Origin of the sequence: Salinarchaeum laminariae, assembly GCF_023204835.1 — an archaeon.
Lineage (GTDB): Archaea > Halobacteriota > Halobacteria > Halobacteriales > Salinarchaeaceae > Salinarchaeum > Salinarchaeum laminariae.
In genome coordinates, this window is the sequence record NZ_CP096270.1 from 1,677,772 (window position 1) to 1,693,163 (window position 15,392).

Annotated in this window: 26 protein-coding genes and 1 tRNA gene; 11 read left to right on the top strand and 16 right to left on the bottom strand. The window is 64.9% G+C overall.

The window, feature by feature from the left end; genetic code table 11:
• The first annotated feature begins 331 nt into the window (after positions 1-331).
• The 3 genes from MXF70_RS07780 (at position 332) to MXF70_RS07790 (ending at position 1,732) form a co-directional block, all read left to right on the top strand.
• The gene (locus MXF70_RS07780) at positions 332-601 is read left to right on the top strand and encodes a winged helix-turn-helix domain-containing protein (RefSeq protein WP_510631687.1); all 270 of its coding nucleotides are present in this window, start codon (positions 332-334) and stop codon (positions 599-601) included.
• Between the two features lie 55 nt (positions 602-656).
• The gene (locus MXF70_RS07785; RefSeq protein WP_248515057.1) at positions 657-1,028 is read left to right on the top strand and encodes a hypothetical protein; all 372 of its coding nucleotides are present in this window, start codon (positions 657-659) and stop codon (positions 1,026-1,028) included.
• A gap of 116 nt (positions 1,029-1,144) precedes the next feature.
• The gene (locus MXF70_RS07790; protein WP_248515058.1) at positions 1,145-1,732 is read left to right on the top strand and encodes a tyrosine-type recombinase/integrase; all 588 of its coding nucleotides are present in this window, start codon (positions 1,145-1,147) and stop codon (positions 1,730-1,732) included.
• On the opposite strand, the gene MXF70_RS07795 is transcribed toward MXF70_RS07790, so the two are convergent.
• A complete protein-coding gene (locus MXF70_RS07795; protein WP_248515059.1) occupies positions 1,733-1,924 on the bottom strand; it encodes a hypothetical protein in 192 nt (63 codons plus the stop codon). It lies immediately after the preceding gene.
• Positions 1,921-2,100 (bottom strand): DUF8053 family protein, encoded by a 180-nt coding sequence (locus tag MXF70_RS07800; protein WP_248515060.1) that lies wholly within the window; start codon positions 2,098-2,100, stop codon positions 1,921-1,923. Before MXF70_RS07800 ends, MXF70_RS07795 begins: the two co-directional genes overlap by 4 nt.
• 118 nt (positions 2,101-2,218) lie before the next feature.
• Here MXF70_RS07800 and MXF70_RS07805 point away from each other — a divergent pair, with 118 nt between their 5' ends.
• From MXF70_RS07805 to MXF70_RS07840, 8 genes are all read left to right on the top strand, one after another.
• Positions 2,219-2,611, top strand: a complete 393-nt coding sequence (locus tag MXF70_RS07805; protein ID WP_248515061.1) for a DUF8023 family protein — start codon at positions 2,219-2,221, stop codon at positions 2,609-2,611.
• 2 nt (positions 2,612-2,613) lie between these two features.
• A complete protein-coding gene (locus MXF70_RS07810; protein WP_248515062.1) occupies positions 2,614-3,153 on the top strand; it encodes a hypothetical protein in 540 nt (179 codons plus the stop codon).
• Positions 3,150-4,859 (top strand): Env/VP5 family phage fusion protein, encoded by a 1,710-nt coding sequence (locus MXF70_RS07815; RefSeq protein WP_248515063.1) that lies wholly within the window; start codon positions 3,150-3,152, stop codon positions 4,857-4,859. The genes MXF70_RS07810 and MXF70_RS07815 overlap by 4 nt, the downstream gene beginning before the upstream one ends.
• 3 nt (positions 4,860-4,862) lie before the next feature.
• On the top strand, positions 4,863-5,417 hold the full coding sequence (locus MXF70_RS07820; protein WP_248515064.1) for a DUF8063 family protein: 555 nt from the start codon (positions 4,863-4,865) through the stop codon (positions 5,415-5,417).
• Positions 5,414-6,232 (top strand): hypothetical protein, encoded by an 819-nt coding sequence (locus MXF70_RS07825; protein ID WP_248515065.1) that lies wholly within the window; start codon positions 5,414-5,416, stop codon positions 6,230-6,232. The genes MXF70_RS07820 and MXF70_RS07825 overlap by 4 nt, the downstream gene beginning before the upstream one ends.
• Positions 6,229-7,383, top strand: a complete 1,155-nt coding sequence (locus MXF70_RS07830; protein ID WP_248515066.1) for a hypothetical protein — start codon at positions 6,229-6,231, stop codon at positions 7,381-7,383. Before MXF70_RS07825 ends, MXF70_RS07830 begins: the two co-directional genes overlap by 4 nt.
• Positions 7,384-7,566: 183 nt before the next feature.
• Positions 7,567-7,941, top strand: a complete 375-nt coding sequence (locus MXF70_RS07835; protein WP_248515067.1) for a PD-(D/E)XK family putative nuclease — start codon at positions 7,567-7,569, stop codon at positions 7,939-7,941.
• A gap of 69 nt (positions 7,942-8,010) precedes the next feature.
• Positions 8,011-8,223 carry a hypothetical protein gene (locus MXF70_RS07840; RefSeq protein WP_248515068.1) on the top strand — a complete coding sequence of 71 codons (213 nt, stop codon included), beginning with the start codon at positions 8,011-8,013 and terminating at the stop codon, positions 8,221-8,223.
• 481 nt (positions 8,224-8,704) lie between these two features.
• Here the strand turns inward: MXF70_RS07840 and MXF70_RS07845 are convergent, their stop codons facing one another.
• The 14 genes from MXF70_RS07845 to MXF70_RS07910 all read right to left on the bottom strand — a co-directional run bounded on the left by MXF70_RS07845 (position 8,705) and on the right by MXF70_RS07910 (position 15,009).
• On the bottom strand, positions 8,705-10,375 hold the full coding sequence (locus tag MXF70_RS07845) for a DUF7845 domain-containing protein (RefSeq protein WP_248515069.1): 1,671 nt from the start codon (positions 10,373-10,375) through the stop codon (positions 8,705-8,707).
• Positions 10,372-10,509: a hypothetical protein gene (locus MXF70_RS07850; protein ID WP_248515070.1), complete on the bottom strand. Its 138-nt coding sequence runs from the start codon at positions 10,507-10,509 to the stop codon at positions 10,372-10,374. The genes MXF70_RS07845 and MXF70_RS07850 overlap by 4 nt, the downstream gene beginning before the upstream one ends.
• Positions 10,506-10,874: a hypothetical protein gene (locus MXF70_RS07855; RefSeq protein ID WP_248515071.1), complete on the bottom strand. Its 369-nt coding sequence runs from the start codon at positions 10,872-10,874 to the stop codon at positions 10,506-10,508. Before MXF70_RS07855 ends, MXF70_RS07850 begins: the two co-directional genes overlap by 4 nt.
• Positions 10,871-11,062 (bottom strand): hypothetical protein, encoded by a 192-nt coding sequence (locus MXF70_RS07860; RefSeq protein WP_248515072.1) that lies wholly within the window; start codon positions 11,060-11,062, stop codon positions 10,871-10,873. The genes MXF70_RS07855 and MXF70_RS07860 overlap by 4 nt, the downstream gene beginning before the upstream one ends.
• Positions 11,059-11,211 carry a hypothetical protein gene (locus MXF70_RS07865; RefSeq protein ID WP_248515073.1) on the bottom strand — a complete coding sequence of 51 codons (153 nt, stop codon included), beginning with the start codon at positions 11,209-11,211 and terminating at the stop codon, positions 11,059-11,061. The genes MXF70_RS07860 and MXF70_RS07865 overlap by 4 nt, the downstream gene beginning before the upstream one ends.
• Entirely contained in the window at positions 11,208-11,390 is a 183-nt protein-coding gene (locus MXF70_RS07870; RefSeq protein WP_248515074.1) for a hypothetical protein, read from the bottom strand. Before MXF70_RS07870 ends, MXF70_RS07865 begins: the two co-directional genes overlap by 4 nt.
• Complete coding sequence (locus MXF70_RS07875; protein WP_248515075.1) at positions 11,387-11,584, bottom strand: RNA polymerase sigma factor sigma-70 region 4 domain-containing protein; 198 nt, start codon at positions 11,582-11,584, stop codon at positions 11,387-11,389. The genes MXF70_RS07870 and MXF70_RS07875 overlap by 4 nt, the downstream gene beginning before the upstream one ends.
• On the bottom strand, positions 11,577-11,921 hold the full coding sequence (locus MXF70_RS07880; protein WP_248515076.1) for a hypothetical protein: 345 nt from the start codon (positions 11,919-11,921) through the stop codon (positions 11,577-11,579). Before MXF70_RS07880 ends, MXF70_RS07875 begins: the two co-directional genes overlap by 8 nt.
• A complete protein-coding gene (locus tag MXF70_RS07885) occupies positions 11,918-12,145 on the bottom strand; it encodes a DUF7563 family protein (RefSeq protein WP_248515077.1) in 228 nt (75 codons plus the stop codon). Before MXF70_RS07885 ends, MXF70_RS07880 begins: the two co-directional genes overlap by 4 nt.
• 80 nt (positions 12,146-12,225) lie before the next feature.
• Positions 12,226-12,296, bottom strand: a tRNA-Pro gene (locus tag MXF70_RS07890).
• A gap of 71 nt (positions 12,297-12,367) precedes the next feature.
• Positions 12,368-12,568 (bottom strand): DUF8141 family membrane protein, encoded by a 201-nt coding sequence (locus MXF70_RS07895; protein ID WP_248515078.1) that lies wholly within the window; start codon positions 12,566-12,568, stop codon positions 12,368-12,370.
• Between the two features lie 92 nt (positions 12,569-12,660).
• A complete protein-coding gene (locus MXF70_RS07900; protein ID WP_248515079.1) occupies positions 12,661-13,059 on the bottom strand; it encodes a Zn-ribbon domain-containing OB-fold protein in 399 nt (132 codons plus the stop codon).
• Positions 13,056-14,237, bottom strand: coding sequence for a thiolase domain-containing protein (locus tag MXF70_RS07905; protein WP_248515080.1), 1,182 nt, complete (start codon positions 14,235-14,237; stop codon positions 13,056-13,058). Before MXF70_RS07905 ends, MXF70_RS07900 begins: the two co-directional genes overlap by 4 nt.
• A 226-nt stretch (positions 14,238-14,463) precedes the next feature.
• Complete coding sequence (locus tag MXF70_RS07910) at positions 14,464-15,009, bottom strand: inorganic diphosphatase (RefSeq protein WP_248515081.1); 546 nt, start codon at positions 15,007-15,009, stop codon at positions 14,464-14,466.
• Positions 15,010-15,392: the final 383 nt, after the last annotated feature.

The window sequence follows — 15,392 nt, forward strand, 5'->3', positions numbered from 1 at the left end:
TCGGTGAAAGTGGACGTACTCGTAGCGAACGGTTCGATCCGTCGTACCGGGGTTTCAAGCCCCGGCGGGACAGCGTATCTCATGCTTCCGTGCTTGATTCACGGAGGCCACGCGGGCCGGCGTGTCTGCGCCGGGTCCGCATCTTACTGAGAACCCGACCGACGAGCGGCGGGTCCCGTGTGGCTCCGTTGTGACTTTGAAATATACTGCGCTTACTTAGAGGTAGTAGATAGATACCTTGACATATGAAACAATGATGTTTGCATGCAAATTGATGATAACCAGGTCTGTTTACCTACCGAATAAACAAGAGCGGGAGAACTCTGAGGAAATGAGACTGAGCGCAGAGTGGCTCACTCAACCGGACGAGCGAATTATGGAGCTTCTACGGGATGAGGGGCCGAAACCGGTCGGCGAGATTGGCGAGGACGAGCGGCTTTATTGGAACAATCAGTACCTGGGGAGGAGGTGCAGGCTGCTCGCGAAACAGGGACTGATCGTGAATATCGGCAACGGCGTCTATCAGATCACCGACGACGGACGGGCATACCTCGACGGGGATCTCGACGCTCGGGGCCTCCCCGAGCCTGACGACGAGTAGCCAACGGCCAGGGCGGTTCGCAACAATCAAGGGCCGTTCGTCAGTGGATGGCTCCATGCGATCTCGACGCGGATTCATCGGGGGAATGGTTGGAACGACTGCCCTACTCGCCGGCTGCGCCGGTATTCTCGAAGAGGGCGACAAAGAGGCCACTGAGGAGGGTATGGAGGTGACGGAGGTCCAGAACGCGCCTAATTCCGCTGGCGGCGTCGACGTGACGGTGACCGTAACGAATACTGCGTCTGAGGTGAGTTCCGGGACCGTCGTCGCCGAGATCGACGAAGCTGATCGATCACCCAGGACCAAGGAGCGGTCGATTGTACTCGATCCCGATGAATCGACGAGCCTCGATTTCCTTCTCGATATTCGGGGGGAGTACCCGGACGGAGAGCCGGACTATTCTATTTCCGCTCGCATAGAGGAGTGACTCCGTCCGGAAACGTGCGAGTACCGGACGGATCTCGGCTCGATCACGCAGGGGACCCCACCCAAACGCCTATCTACGGGACCGAATCTGACCGGTAAACGGGCTAACCGGTCACTATGAACCTGCGAGAACACGACAATCGCGACGACATGAAGGTCTGGCTGAGCCAGACTGACGTGCGGAAACTCCTCGATCGAGACCTCGGCACCCAGAAACGGCTCGCGATCGAGCTGGGCGTTCGGTGCGGGCTCCGATCCCACGAGGTCCTCGATGTCGCGCCCGAGCACGTCGTCGAGACCGACGCCGGGACGATGCTCCGGATCTGGCACGGGAAGGGCGACCAGTTCCGTGAGACGCCGATCCCCCGCGATCTCGCGACGCGGATCCAAACCGTCGCCGACGTTCGCGACGAGCCAGCGAGCAGCTCGCTCCTCGACGTGACGAGCACGCGCTCGCTTCGGCGCTGGATCTGCTCGGCCTCCGATGAACTCCGCAGTGAGACCGGCGACGACGGCTGGCAGTTCCTCGCATTTCACGATCTCCGGCGGACGTGGGCAACGGCGCTCTCCGATCAAGACGTGGACCCGCTGATCGTCTGCGACTGGGGTGGCTGGAACGATCTCGAAACGTTCCTCGATCACTACCAGGGCGCGTTCAGTCCTGAAGCCCAACGCAGAGAGCGCGAAAAGGTGGAGTGGCTGTAATCAGTCCAGGCGCTCCATCGCGGAGTTGGCGGCGTCCGTCCCGAACCAACCGGCCATCCAGCCGAGAAGGGCAGACCCAGGCGAGGAAGCAAGCTCGATAGCGAGAGCGAGGGAGATCGTCATCACCGCGACCAGCGCCCAGAGATCCGGCCGAGTCAACTGAGCGACCATCCAGGCGGGCGTCCCGTTCATAGATCCTCGACGAGCGTCAGCTCCCACTCGCCCGTGTCCTGCCGATCGATGTGGACGTGGTGCTCGCCCTCCAGGTCGCCCGCGTCGTCGAGCAGCCCATCGAGCCGAAGATCGTCCTTCGGGATGGTGACGCCGATCGTGTCGCTGTCCAGCTTCCGGAGTTTATTCACTGCCATGTCTCTACCTGCGTCCCGGTCCCCGTGATAAAACTCGGGGGTAGACCGCCTGAACACCAATGCCGTCCCTAGTTTTCCCGTAGTATCTTGTCGGTCACCGAAACCGGCCCAGTCGCGTATGGCAAGAAATGAAATCGACGTGATGGACATCGTTGCACTGGTACTGTTCCCGCTCGCGGCGGGGATCGAACTGGGCGTCTGGGTGCTTCAACTCGACGTCTTCGGCGGCTACGACTTCGCGGCCCCACTGATCAGCGGGGCCGGCATCGGGATCTCGCCGGCACTGATCGCGACGCTCGCCTCGCTGGGCTGGATCGTCGCTACGAACGAGATCGACGGGAGCGACTACGAGGACTGGGAGTTCGCGCTCATCGCGGGCGGCTTCCTGGCCGTCCCGCTCTATGTCGCAGTCCCGAGCGTTGAGACGCTCCTCTCCAGCTACGACGTGATCACGCTCGTCGTCTGGCTCCTGATCGCGGCGGATGCCGTCTACATCAGCTACACCGAGTGACGATGGTGACCGCAAACCCGGACCAGCGAGCGGCCTGGAAGCTGCTCGCGGTGGTCCTCATGGCAATCGCACTCCTCGGGAGCCTGATCCTGATCGGCGGCACCGTCGCCGCCCAGGAGCAGGTCGGCAACGAGACGACCGTTCCCGGCGTCGACGCCGGCGAGAACCGGACGATCACGACGACAATCGACTGGAACGCCAGCGCGGACGCGGCGACCGACTCGGCGACGATCGAGATTCGTTTCGTGGGAGAGTCCTACCAGGACCCCTCGATCTCGACGACGAACGAAACGGTCACCGCCACGCCCGGCGAGACGACGGTGAACGCCACGACGCTCTCGCCGAGCAGCGCCGTCGACACGTTCGCCGTCAACGTGACCGCGACGACCGCGTCCGCGGTCGACGACGTGACGGTCTCGTCCGACGCCAGCAGCGGCGGCGGAGGCGGCACGACCGGCGGCGGATCGGGCGGGACAATCCTCGGCGGGATCGTCGGGATCGCGCTCGTCGGCGCGGTCGGCTACTGGTGGAGGGACCGATGAGCACGCGCAACGACACCGGCGAGGAGATCGAGCAGGCCGACGGTGGCCTGTCAACCACTCGCCGGACGCTCATGCGATCGACGGCCGCCGGTGCCGCCGCGACCGCCACTGGCGGCACTCTCATGGTCGCTTCGTCGGACCCTGCCGCTGCCGCGTCCGTCGACGTGGACTGCGAGTCCGTCGCTACCGGAGTGGGCGCCGCGATCGGCGCGGGCGTTTCCGGCGGTGTCGGCCTCGCCGTCGGTGGCGCACTCGGCTACGCAGTCGGACAGGCCGCGTGCCCCAGCGAGGTCAACCGGTCGGCCGAGCAGGCTGAAGCCGACTGGGAAAACTGGGTTGAGATCTACAACCGCGCCCGAAAGGGCCAGATCTACGACGAAAACCAGCTGGCCGCGGCCCGTCGCGGCGCGGGCGGTATGCGCCAGGAAGGGCTTATCGACGCGATGCACGCGGCGGCGAATGAGGCCGAAGCTGGTTCCGACATGGCAACCGGCCGAGCAGCGGCCAAGGACGCCGCGAACGCCATGCTGACGCGGACTTTCGAGGGCTACTGGAATCACTGGGAGCTTCGGATCGGCGAACTCATCAACGATCAGCAGTTCATCGCGTCCGACGATTTCGCCACTCAAGACACGAAGATCCTCCAGATGTTCAGCAAGCCGCAGGGGTCCTACAACGGCGATCCCGTCCGCGATATGACTGGAACCTCCTACGACAAGACGGTATCACTCCCCGACGGCTCGCAGATCACTGTTACTGGGAACAGTTGGGCTGCTGGCGGAGGCAATCCAGACGACATTTACTTCCCCGAAATCACCGGGGAAGACTGGGAGGTGCTCGACGCCGACGACGATTACCCAGCGGAGCAGGACTGCGGCACTGACCCCGGCGTCATGGAGCCCGATCCCTCGGAGTACAGCGCTGTTGACGAGTCGGAGGTCGACACCTCCGACTTTGAGGGATCGCTGACCTACCTCGACGTCTCGAAGTTCGCCCAGGCTCGCCACGAGCTCGATCAGGTCCGACAGAGCACGATCGATCAGGTAGACATCCTGATCGACGAGCACTGGGACGCGCTCGTCGCTGGCGAGATCGACCCTGCGGAGATCACGGGCGCGGCCGGCGTGCTCGACGCGATGGAGAACGCCGATTCGTTCCGCGAGGTCGTCGTCGGCTTCAAGACGCAAGGCTACTGGGTTGCCGACACTGCCAGTGTCGTCGAGTTCGACGACCCGAACGGTGAGGGAACGATCGAGGTCGACGGCCAGTTCGGATTCTACCGGCAGAACGAGCCCGACACGTTTCCGGTCGGCCAGCAGGTCGACCCGTCGAATCTGGCGGGCGACCTCTACCTCGCCTACAATCTCACGAACGATGCCGGAGAAGTCACTGGCGGCACGTTCACCAAGGTAACGAACCCGTTCACGATCATTGCAAATGAGGACGGCAGTTCCGAGGTCGCATGGACTCGCAACGCGATCAAGGAAACGGACGTGACCGTCGAGGAGATCCGAACGGTCCTTGAGGACATCAAGCAGAGCCGAGAGGACGCCGAGGAGGCCCGGCAAGACATCAACGTCAACTCGGGCGGCTTCTCGCTGTTCGGCGACGGGGGACCGGGCGGATTCCTGAATGCGCTGGTCTCCGTGGTCGTGCTCGCCTTCACGGGCCTGTTCGGGTATAAAATCTTCAGCGACGACTCCTAACCCATGCGTGCCACTTCTTTCGCGCTCGGCCTGCTGGTAGCCGCGCTCCTCGCGACGGCTGCCGTACCGAGCCCGGCACTGGCCCAAGCCCAAAACAATTCCACGAACGGCCAGGACGCGGCGATGGGATACGAGGAACGCGTCGACGACGACGTGATCCTGACGGACTGGGAGTATAGCGACGGCCGCTTTTTGCTGACTTTCGAAGCCAGCCGCACGTCGATCGTGACGATCTCGGAGGTCGTCAGCACCGAGGAGGCGAAGGCCGGATCGCTGTCGATCCAGGAGCGGACGATCTCGGAGGGCACGACCACGGTCGAGATGCCCGCTGGGAGCGGTCCGAGCGGTGCCGCGGCGGTGACGATCACGACCAGCCAGTCCATCGACGAGGGCCGCGGCGTGTTCATCTCGACGGGCCAACAGTCGAGCAACCCCTTCGGCGCCTTCGGCGGGACGCAAGGACTGTTCGCGGGGATCGTGATCTCGTGCCTGATCGCTCTGCTCGCGGCCATCGTCACGCTCTGGCGAGAGAAATCGGGCGTACAGGTGGCATCATGAGCGATACGTCAACGACGTTCGGCGGGTGGAGCGACCGGCTGACCTACATCGTCGGCAACGCCCAGCTGCTCGTCGCGGGCATCATGATCTCGATCGCGGTCGCGCTGCTGTACTTCCAGCCCCAGCTCCCGGGCGTTCCGGGATGGGTCTACGCCGCGTTCGCCGCGACGTTGCTGCTGGGGCCGCTGCTGTTCGGCTTCTTCATGACGCTGATCAGCAAGCTACGGGTCCGAAACTGGGTCGAGGTCCATCACGTCAACGCCCGCGAGGATGTGCTGGAGAAGTACAACGTGAGCCCTGAGGTCTGGGCCGAGAAGTCGGTCGACGGCCCGAATCCCTACCCGGTTAACGGCGGGAGCGCCTGGGCAGTGCAGGAGTTCGAGCACTTGGAGGACGTCGGCGAGCTGCGCGTGAAGGGTGTCTGGCTGGAGGAGGTCGAGGACGTGAAGCTGCTCTCCAGCAAGAGCCACATGGACTCGATCTACGAGAAACTCACCGAGTCTCATATCGCGCTCCAGATCATGCGCGATAGCGTTTCGGAGTTCGGCGCAGACATCCAGAAGCGCCTCACGAACCGCATGGCCGAAGCCCGCGAGAAGGGCAAGCTGATGGACGAAAACGCGGTCTCTGAGGTCTTCGACGAGTTCGAGGGTGACGCCACGGATGTCGGTCCCGACGATCTCCCGACGCTGGAGGTCGACGAGACTGCGATGGTCGACCCGGACGATCTCGCCGAGGAGGCACTCGGCGACCTGGAAGGGCCCGCTCCTGAGGGCGGCGAGCAACCGGTTGCAGCCGACGGAGGGAGCGAATGACCGACGATAACGACGTCTACACGCCGGCACAGTTCCGCGAGCACCAGGACGGCTACGGCGTCCGCGATGCGGACGCGCACCAGCATACCGGGATCGTTCGCGACCCGGAGGTCTCGCGGTTCCTCTCGATCCAGGCAGAGAACTACGATCCAGAGGCGTGGGACGACGTTGAACTGGCGCCCGGCGAGGCCGACCGGCTCGACGAGACCCAGGAGATCCGCGCGATCTCGGCGACCGAGACCGCCCGAACCGCGCTCGATGGCGGCGATATGCCGACGCTCAAGCACCTGACTGGCGACCAGCAGGAGCGGGCCGACATCTCGGGGATGAAAGCCGTCCAGCAGTTGGACGAGATCATAGAATCGCCGGCTCCGGTGATCGTCATCATCGGCGAGATGGGGTCCGGAAAGACGGACTTCGCGTGCCTGCTCGCACAGCGAGCGAAGCACCTCCTCGGCGTCCAGCAGGTGGCGAGCAACGTCCCGACGCTTCGGGAAACGACCGAGTGGACCGACCAGGACGGCGACCAGCGCGACGGGTTCGTGCCGAACTTCCGCTCGATGAAGGACTGGCTCCGGCAGGACGGTGATCCGATGGAGAACGAACAGCAGGCGAAGCTGTTCCTCGGCGACGAGTTCTCCAGCAAGGGCTCTGGCACCGGCAAGAGCGGGTATCAGGTCCGGACGAAAATGGGGCCGCTCGTGTTCAAGGTCCGGAAGTGGAACGGGATGCTGATCTACATCGCTCACGACGCGAGTTCGATCCATCCGCTCCTCTGGCGGCTCGGCGTCGTCATCAAGAAGACGAGCCAGAAGAAGGCGATCGTCGCCGATCGGATCAAGAGCGGTGAGATCCGCGACGAGCTATTCAGCATTGAGGGAATTCCGGCCACAGACTGGCGCTACGACACGAACGACCCGGCTGTGTGGTCGTGGACAGGTGGCGAGTCCGACGACGATCCCGATCCCGAGGACGTCGCCTACGATGTCGCGGTCTGGACCGTCCGAGAGTGCAAGCAAAACGGCCTCTCTGACCGTGAGACGGCCAAGTTCGTCCCCTTCGGCAAGTCCTGGGTAAACGATCGCTGGGGCGAGATCGAGGACGGAGAGCGTCAAAACGCCGTGGACAGAGTGGAGGCCCTAACTGCATGACGGCGTGGCCGTGTCCGCGTGTCCGCGTCCGCACACCCCCTCACAGCCCATACCGGCGGCCGGTCGGCCGGGCGCTGCGCGCCGGGCCTCCCGGCATGGGCGGGGCCTCGACACTCTCTAAACGTACCGAGGAGTTGATATATAAAACGCGCGAAGCGCGCGAACGCTCGCGGTTCTGATAGGATGCCGAGCCACAAAGCGAACAAATTCGGAACGGCCTGCGAGTACCACCTCGCCGAAACCTACAGCGTCGAGCTGGAGCGAGCGAGCTGGCACGACGGTCGGAAGGGCGGGACGCCCTGGGAGTTCAAAGCGACCGCCCACATGCACGCAGACGGCCAGCCAGGAACGTTCAAGATCTATCGGGCGTACCACGAGAAGCTCCAGGCAGCCGGCGGCCGCTACGGCTTTGCGGTGTACCGGAAGCGTGGCACCGGCGCGCAAGTGCTCAAGACGACCTCGATCGCGGCGAGCCGGCTGCCGACGCTCCGGTGGCACGGTGGCGGCGATCACCGTGGGACCGAGCAGGCGAAGCTCGCGATCGCGGACCTGTTCTGACGGCTCGCGCGTGCTCGCGAGCGCGGCGCTTGGGATTTAAGTTCGAAAGACCGGTCTCACAAATTGGCTATGTTCGGACCTGAGAAGGGCTTCATCGCCTACATGATCTTCTGGCCACTCGCTGCACCGCGGGATGCGTATCGAGCAGGCAGGCGTTATCACGTGCTCGTTGGGGTCCTCGCGTCCCTCTTCCCGGGTATCCCACTGATCGTCCTCCGCTTCATCGCTGGCGTGTTCATGGGTGCAGCGAATTGGTACAGAACAGCAAGATTCGGTGCCTAACCCCGGACTATTGCGCGCCGGGGGACCCTCCTAAGGCAATTCAGCAATCCGGGTTGCCGAGTAACCACCGCACAGTGGGTGGCCCCTCCCGCTGTTGCTGAGGCCTGACGCTCGCGATCTCCCGACCTCGACCAACGACCCAGCGCGGCGCGCGCTCTGCGCGCCGCGCAATTCCCCTTCCCCCTTAGGGGCACTACCGTAGGGGGGCATGGCAATCCCGGTCGGTGGCGGATCGGCTGAAACGGCCGAATACGGAACCCTGGAACCCGCTATTAGCTGGTCTCGAAACTGGCTCAATCTCGAAAACTGGCCCGATCGGGCGCAATCCGCTCCGTTAACAGGCAGGTGAAAGTGGTCTTCCCCACACTTCCTCGATAGGTCAGACTGGATTGGTCAATAATGGGGTACGAAAGCGTCGAAAACGGTGGCGAGAAAGAGTGCAGCGGCTATTCAGCGGGCAATCAACCGGGAGGAGCCGGGCCTACCGGCGAAGCGGTGGCGGCAGCTCGTCGACGCGAACCCGCACGTCGCGATCACCGAGCTGACCGCGGCGGACCTCCGCGGCGATTTCCTCGATCGAAGCGCTCAGACTGGCGAGGTACTCGAAGCCGATCGCGTCGCTCTCCTGGCTCGCTGCTGGGTCGCTCGAGGGCTCGGCGTCCTTCTCCGCGTCGTCGGTCTCCCGTTGCTCCTCGCGGTGCTCACGCCGCTGCTCGGCGCGGTCAGCCATGTCCTCGGCCATGTCGTCGGGCCGGATCTCGCGGACGATCTCGCGAGCGCGCTCCAGGACGTCCTGGCTTACGAACACGACGAGACAGGGGTTCCCGAGTCGCTTCACGACTCCCTCCTCGGCGAGCCGCGCGACGTGGTGCTGGATCGTCGAGCGGTGGAGCCCGACGCGATCCTCCAGCGTGTCGTAGGTCGCACCGGTCTCCTCGGCGATGACGCGCAGGATGTCGTAGACGGCCGTGGTGGACTCTTTCAGCGCCTCGCGATAGATGTCCGTCGCGAGATCCTCGTATCGGTTCTTGAGCATCTGACGCCGGCCTGTCGGCCGGTCGTAGACCCACGGATCGGCACCGGAACCGTCGAAGTAGTCGTCGGCGACGAGATCTCCGGCCTCGACGCCAGCCCAGTGGCAGTGCGTCGCGACGACGCCACGCAGGTGCTCCATCACCTCGCTCCAGTCGTCGGCGTGAGGCAGCTGCTCGCCGTCGAGAGAGCCCGCGAAGGACGCCTCCAGCTTCGGATGCGCGAACGGATCGGACCGCGGTCGCTTGTGCCAGTCCTGGATCTGATAGACCTTCGCCTCGGTCGCGAACGGCTGGCGATCGAACCCGAGCAGGTGCCAGCGGTCGACCTCGGTCTGAGCGTCTAACCAGCCCTGTTTCACGCGCTTCCGTTTGGTCTCGATCTCGGTGCTGCCGCCCCAGGCGAGGAGCTTCTCGGACTGGTCGACGGTCTCGACGACGGCACCCTTCTTCTCAACGTCGAAACGGACGTGCGCCTCGGCCTTCTGGATCCGCCGGGAGTCGTCTACCCGATCGTCGAGATCCAGCGCGTCGCGGCCGTAGACCGACCGGAGTGCCTGATACATCCGCCACTCGATCTCTTCCGGCCCATCTGCCCATGTGGTCCATGCGACTGCTCGCGTCCCCTCTCCGTAGGGACACTCCAGCGGGTCGCCGCTGGAGTACACCATGTCTCGATACTGGGGCATCAACTCGATTCGGAGCGCCGTCGACGGCTTCGCGAGCTGGCGCTCGCCGTCGTCGCTCTCGCGCCACTCGCGGAGCATCACGTCCTGCTGGTAGTACGCAGAGTAGTCGTCACCGCGACCCGATCCGGCCTTCCAGCGCGAGGACTTCACGACAAGCGCGAAGTCCCCCTCGGGCAGCCAGCCGGCCTCGAAGTCCTCGACGGCTACGTAGGGCTCGTTATCGGGGTCGTTTACGTGCTCTCGCCAGTAGGACAGGGCGCGAGCGTACAGGGTGCCTCGATCGCCGGACGGACGATCTCGTAGGGCGGGATCGAAATCGGCGAAGATCTCACACACCGAAGCACCGTGGGCTCGCGGCTCGGGAAACGTCGTTTTCGCCGAGCCAGTTACATCGTCGCTGGGGCCGTCGTCGGCTGGGATGTCGACGCTCACAGCGGCCCCTCCGCGGCTTCGCGCAGTTCTTCGCGACAGTCCTCACAGAGACACCGACAGCCGACCCAGCGGACGTCATCAGTCCCTCCGCACCGGCCGCACTCATCGGCCTCGGGAGCGATCCGGCTGCTCACTCCGATCCGCCTCCGTTCCGCCGCTCAACGATAATCTCAACTACATCAACCGTGTGCTCGCCGCAGAGCAGGCGGAGCTGTCCCTGGACCCATATCGGCTCAGCCTCCTCGTCACATCCGTCGATCCCGCAGGTCTCAGGCGTTCCTCTCTCGTGGAGCCAGATCGCCGCATGCCCGACGGCGATCACGATCCCGATGACGACAAGCCCGACGGCCAGGGCGAAGCTGATCGGAGCGTCCTCGGCGGTGAAGAGGACGGCACCCACGACCAGATCCCACCAAATCCAGGGCATCACTGAGCGGATGGCGAGGACTCCGCACGCGGCCAGCACGATACCGAGGGCGGCGTCGACGAGCCGGCTCATCGCTCCCCTCCGCGATCAGTTTCCGGGGCTGACTGAGCAGCCGTTTCAGTCGGATTATCGAGGAACCAACGGATCTCCTCGCGCTCGAAGAAGGGCGCGCCGCACTCCGGGCACTTCTGGCGGTTCGGGTTGACCTGATCGCCGACCTCGGACCAACCGCAATCGCAGCGATTCACGTCGGTCGTCATCGAACCACCTCAAGTTCTCCGCCGCACCCCTCGCAAACGAGGAGGAGCGGGTTGACGGCTTGCTGTCCCTCGTCGATCGGCTCCGTGTAGTCACAGCCATCGCACTCCAGATACGGCGGTCTTGGCTGATCCATGCCGGATCCAGTCATACCGCATCACCCTCGTTCCAGGTGTCGACCAGATCCTCGATGCAGTCGGCGCACGCGGTTCGTAGCGCGTCGACACCTCCGCTGAACTGGATGTTTGTGACAGGTTCGAGTGCGCCGAACTCGGTGCCGCATCGGTCGCACTCCTGGCGCTCACTGTCGGTCGTAGATGGATCGCTCACGCCGATCCCTCCCCGAGCTTCTCCTCGGCGCGAGCGAGCAGGTTGCCCACAGTACCGGGCGATCGGTCGGTCTCGCGAGCGAACGGTCGCGGGCCGGTCCCGTCGATCCGCACCGCGCGGTAGGCTTCGCGCTCGGCCTCGGTGAGCACCGAGAGATCCGGCTCGAACGCTTCGAGGCTCGTCTGTTTACGCACTGGCGCTCACCTCCGGTTCAGCGACAGGGATCTCGCGAGCGCGGCCGTCTGACAGCTCGATCTCGACAGAGAGCCAGCCGTCCGGAACCGAATCGGGGTGGCTCGGCAGCACCACCCAACTCGGGTGGCCCTTGCAGTGGTAGCCGTGCGTGAGCAGCTCGTCGGCGTCGGTGAGATCCTCGTCGAGGACGGTCGGCCGGGCGATCCGCTGGGTGCCACGCGTCCCACCGACCGGGTGGCCGCACTCCGGGCAGATCGTCCGGTCCTGCGGGTCCGTCACTGGAGCGCGGACGACCGTCGGCGCCTCGATCCCGTAGCGCGCCAGTCCGGTACTCACGCCGACCACCTCCCGCCTGAGCGGCCCGGGTTCTCCTGTGGGTCGGGCGTTTCGGCGTCGTGACCGGCGGCCGATCCCTCCGCGATCCGCGGCCAGGAGTCGCAGTCCGGGCAGCGGTGGGCTCGCTTGTTCGCGTCGCCGTAGACGCGACGGAAGCGCCGGCTCGCGTGGGATCCGCAGTAGCCGCACCGGGAATGGTCGGCGCGCTGACGACTAACGGCCAAAACTGACCACCTCCCGACCTCCTAAACGGGCGGTAGAGCACCGCCAAACCCGTAGGTAATGGAAGTTAGATAACTGGAAGTGGGGCCGCTGAGATTTGAACTCAGGTCCGACGCACCCCATGCGCCGAGGATACCACTACCCTACGGTCCCACGCATTCGAGAGGAATCGCGCTCGGCAATTAAGGGTGTCGAACCGTCGTCGACGAAGACGATCCGGTCTGTCAGGTCTGGCCGGCGATGAACCACAGCGAGGTGACCGAGGACGTTATCGCGACGCCGACGACCGCGCCCATGAACGGATCGAAGCCGGCAGCAGGCCCGAGGAGGTAGCCGCCTGCGAGCCCGATCGGGTCGAGCAGTGCCGTGAGGACGACGAGTTTCGCGACCGGGGAGAGCGACTGGAATTTGTAGAGGGTCGACATGCACGCGAGTGTACGCGCCAGCTTCCTACAAAAATACACCCCGAGTTGCAGCCTCCGCAACTCCGCGAAAGAGCGCCGCCGACTGCGATCGTTCAGCCGAACACGGGCGCCGGGCCGAGGTCGCCCTCGTAGACGTCCGTCAGCGTCACCGATTCGCCGATTTCGCGCTCGCCGGTGAGCCGGGCGAGCACGCGAGCCTCGCCGAGGTCCACTAGCGCGACGGTGTAGGGCCCATCGAACTCCGCGGGTGCGATTTCGATCCGCGTGCGCGCGTACACCTCGCCCTCCGGTGGGAGGTCGATACGCTCGATACTCCGGGAGCCACACTGTGCGCAAGCGGCTTTTGGCGCGGCGGTAGCGTGGCCGCAATCGTGGCAGCGCTGACCGAGCAGGACCTGATCTTCCCAGAGATGCTGGCGCCACTCGGCGTAGGTCGGATCCGTCGCGCCGGCAGGGTGGCCGCCGTCGGGCTGGGGGTCTCGGTCGGTCATGCTCCTGCCTCCAGTACGCTGACGAGGGTAGTCGCGGTGTCCCCACCGAGGTTGTGCGCGAGACCGACCTGTGCGTCCTCGACCTGTCGCTCGCCGGCGGCGCCGCGGAGCTGCGTGACGAGCTCGACGATCTGGGCGGTGCCGGTCGCGCCGATCGGGTGGCCCTTCGCCTTCAGGCCGCCACTGGGGTTGACAGGCAGCTCGCCGCCGAGTCGCGTCCGCCCCTCCGCGGCGGCGGGGCCGCCCTCGCCGGCCTCGAAGAAGCCCAGCGCCTCCGTGGCGAGGATCTCCGCGCCGGTGAAACAGTCGTGGAGTTCGACGACGTCGACGTCGCCGGGGCCGATCCCCGCTGCGTCGTAGGCCTGCTCGGCTGCGTCGCGCGCGGCCTGCGTCGCGCCCGGATCGACCTTGTCCGCGATCGGGACGACGTCTGTGGCGTGGCCGACGCCCTGGACCGCGATCGGCTCGTCTGCGCCCTGATCTCTCGCGGTCTCGGCCACCGATTCGTTCGCGACGACGACCGCCGACGCGCCGTCGCTGAACGGACAGCAGTCGTAGAGCCGGAACGGCGAGGCGACCACGGGGCTGTCGAGGACCTCCTCGACGGTGATCTCGCGACCGTGCTGGGCGTCGGGGTTCAGCGAGCCGTGGAAATGGTTCTTGACGGCAACCTCGGCGAGCTGTTCCTCGGTCGTCCCGTACTCGTGCATGTGCCGGTCGGTGAGCAGGCCGAACACGCCCGGGAAGGAGAGGCCGACGGGCTGTTCGTACAGTTCGTGCATCGCCGTTGCGAACTGTGTCGTCATCTCGGCAGTGTCGAGCCCGGTTTCTGGCGTACAGCGCTCGACGCCACCGACGAGGACGGCGTCGTGTCTGCCGGATTCGACGGCCTGGACGGCGTGTTTGAACGCGTTCGAGGAGGTCGCGCAGGCGTCCTCGAAGCGCTGGCAGGGGATGCCGGCGAGCCCGATATGGCTGGCCAGCTGTGGAGCGAGGTGGCTCGCGTTCTCGATCTGGCCGCCCATCGCGTTTCCGAGATAGAAGGCTTCGATCGCGTCGGTGCCGAGACTCGCGTCGTCGAGGGCGGAAACGGCCGCCTCGCCGAACAGCTCCGCCAGGGGGCGATCGTGGGCAGCAAAGCGCGTCATGCCCGCGCCCACGACGTGTGGCTGGTGCATGTAGGACCGTTAGGAATCCCCCGAGAAAACGGTGGCGCTCGGCGAGGACTGTGCGGCGCCCACTGGTCCCACCGGCGCCAGGGTGGACAATTGCTCGCGCAGTTCGCTGTTGCGGACAATGTGTCTAAGTGCGTATCTGTGTTTGCGCCCGCCTGTGTGTCTGTGTCTACGTCTGTATCTGGGCGACGCTACGGCTGAATCGCGGATCGAAAAAGTGGCTCGTCGTTCAGTTGCGGGGGCTGTCGAAGTTCTCGTCGTAGAGGTCCATCGAGTGCTCGATGGCCTCCTTCGCGGCGTCGGCATCCTCCCAGCCCAGCGTCTCGACTTCCTTGCCCTCCTCGAGATTCTTGTAGGTCTCGAAGAACTCGGCGATCTCGTCTTTCTGCTGGTCCGTGAGGTCCTCGACGTCCTCTACGTGGTCGTAGCGGGGATCCTCCGTCGGGACGGCGATCACCTTGTCGTCCTGCTCGCCGTCGTCGTCCATACCCATCAGCGCGACGGGGCGGGCCTCGATGACACAGCCCGGGAACGTCTGGTCCTCGACGAGGACGAGCACGTCGAAGGGGTCCTCGTCGTCGTAGTACGACCGGGGGAGGAACCCGTAGTCGCTCGGGTAGTGCACGTTCGAGTGCAGCACTCGATCGAGCACCACGCCGGGTACATCCTTGTCGTACTCGTACTTGTTCCGCTCGCCCTTGAGGCACTCCACGACGGCGTAGATCTCCTCGGGCGGGTTCGGCCCCGTCTCGAGGTCTTCCCAGAGGTTGACCATGCGAATGAGGATCGTCCCAGATTCCAGATAGACCTTTTCATCGCGAGCCGACGCGAACTGCTCCGTTATCGTCGGTTGCCACCGGTCATTGCGCAGGACGGTGGGTCGTGGTCAGAGTCACATGACTGCTGGCCGGACCTGCCTGGGTCCTGGCTGCACTCGGTTGGATTGCACCCAGTGTCGTGGGCCCGCTGTACGTGCTGGTCCGAGATCGGCGATCCGGCCAGGTACCGACCCGGATTCGGCGGCGAACACTCCAATTAGTCATACAATCGTCACGATAGGGCTGTTCGATCTTTCGACGAATCCGCCGGAAGAGGGCCAGGTACGGTTCCACTGGCCATGGTCGCCCCCTTGTCTTGTCCCAAACACGAATATTAAGT

Coding starts and splice junctions, on each gene's coding strand:
- MXF70_RS07800 (WP_248515060.1), bottom strand. CDS start 2,100: ATGGCAGTGAATAAACTCCGGAAGCTGGACAGCGACACGATCGGCGTC.
- MXF70_RS07795 (WP_248515059.1), bottom strand. CDS start 1,924: ATGAACGGGACGCCCGCCTGGATGGTCGCTCAGTTGACTCGGCCGGAT.
- MXF70_RS07865 (WP_248515073.1), bottom strand. CDS start 11,211: ATGACTGGATCCGGCATGGATCAGCCAAGACCGCCGTATCTGGAGTGC.
- MXF70_RS07900 (WP_248515079.1), bottom strand. CDS start 13,059: ATGACCGACCGAGACCCCCAGCCCGACGGCGGCCACCCTGCCGGCGCG.
- MXF70_RS07910 (WP_248515081.1), bottom strand. CDS start 15,009: ATGGTCAACCTCTGGGAAGACCTCGAGACGGGGCCGAACCCGCCCGAG.
- MXF70_RS07790 (WP_248515058.1), top strand. CDS start 1,145: ATGAACCTGCGAGAACACGACAATCGCGACGACATGAAGGTCTGGCTG.
- MXF70_RS07895 (WP_248515078.1), bottom strand. CDS start 12,568: ATGTCGACCCTCTACAAATTCCAGTCGCTCTCCCCGGTCGCGAAACTC.
- MXF70_RS07805 (WP_248515061.1), top strand. CDS start 2,219: ATGGCAAGAAATGAAATCGACGTGATGGACATCGTTGCACTGGTACTG.
- MXF70_RS07840 (WP_248515068.1), top strand. CDS start 8,011: ATGTTCGGACCTGAGAAGGGCTTCATCGCCTACATGATCTTCTGGCCA.
- MXF70_RS07820 (WP_248515064.1), top strand. CDS start 4,863: ATGCGTGCCACTTCTTTCGCGCTCGGCCTGCTGGTAGCCGCGCTCCTC.
- MXF70_RS07810 (WP_248515062.1), top strand. CDS start 2,614: ATGGTGACCGCAAACCCGGACCAGCGAGCGGCCTGGAAGCTGCTCGCG.
- MXF70_RS07860 (WP_248515072.1), bottom strand. CDS start 11,062: ATGACGACCGACGTGAATCGCTGCGATTGCGGTTGGTCCGAGGTCGGC.
- MXF70_RS07830 (WP_248515066.1), top strand. CDS start 6,229: ATGACCGACGATAACGACGTCTACACGCCGGCACAGTTCCGCGAGCAC.
- MXF70_RS07825 (WP_248515065.1), top strand. CDS start 5,414: ATGAGCGATACGTCAACGACGTTCGGCGGGTGGAGCGACCGGCTGACC.
- MXF70_RS07905 (WP_248515080.1), bottom strand. CDS start 14,237: ATGCACCAGCCACACGTCGTGGGCGCGGGCATGACGCGCTTTGCTGCC.
- MXF70_RS07835 (WP_248515067.1), top strand. CDS start 7,567: ATGCCGAGCCACAAAGCGAACAAATTCGGAACGGCCTGCGAGTACCAC.
- MXF70_RS07785 (WP_248515057.1), top strand. CDS start 657: ATGCGATCTCGACGCGGATTCATCGGGGGAATGGTTGGAACGACTGCC.
- MXF70_RS07815 (WP_248515063.1), top strand. CDS start 3,150: ATGAGCACGCGCAACGACACCGGCGAGGAGATCGAGCAGGCCGACGGT.
- MXF70_RS07780 (WP_510631687.1), top strand. CDS start 332: ATGAGACTGAGCGCAGAGTGGCTCACTCAACCGGACGAGCGAATTATG.
- MXF70_RS07855 (WP_248515071.1), bottom strand. CDS start 10,874: ATGAGCCGGCTCGTCGACGCCGCCCTCGGTATCGTGCTGGCCGCGTGC.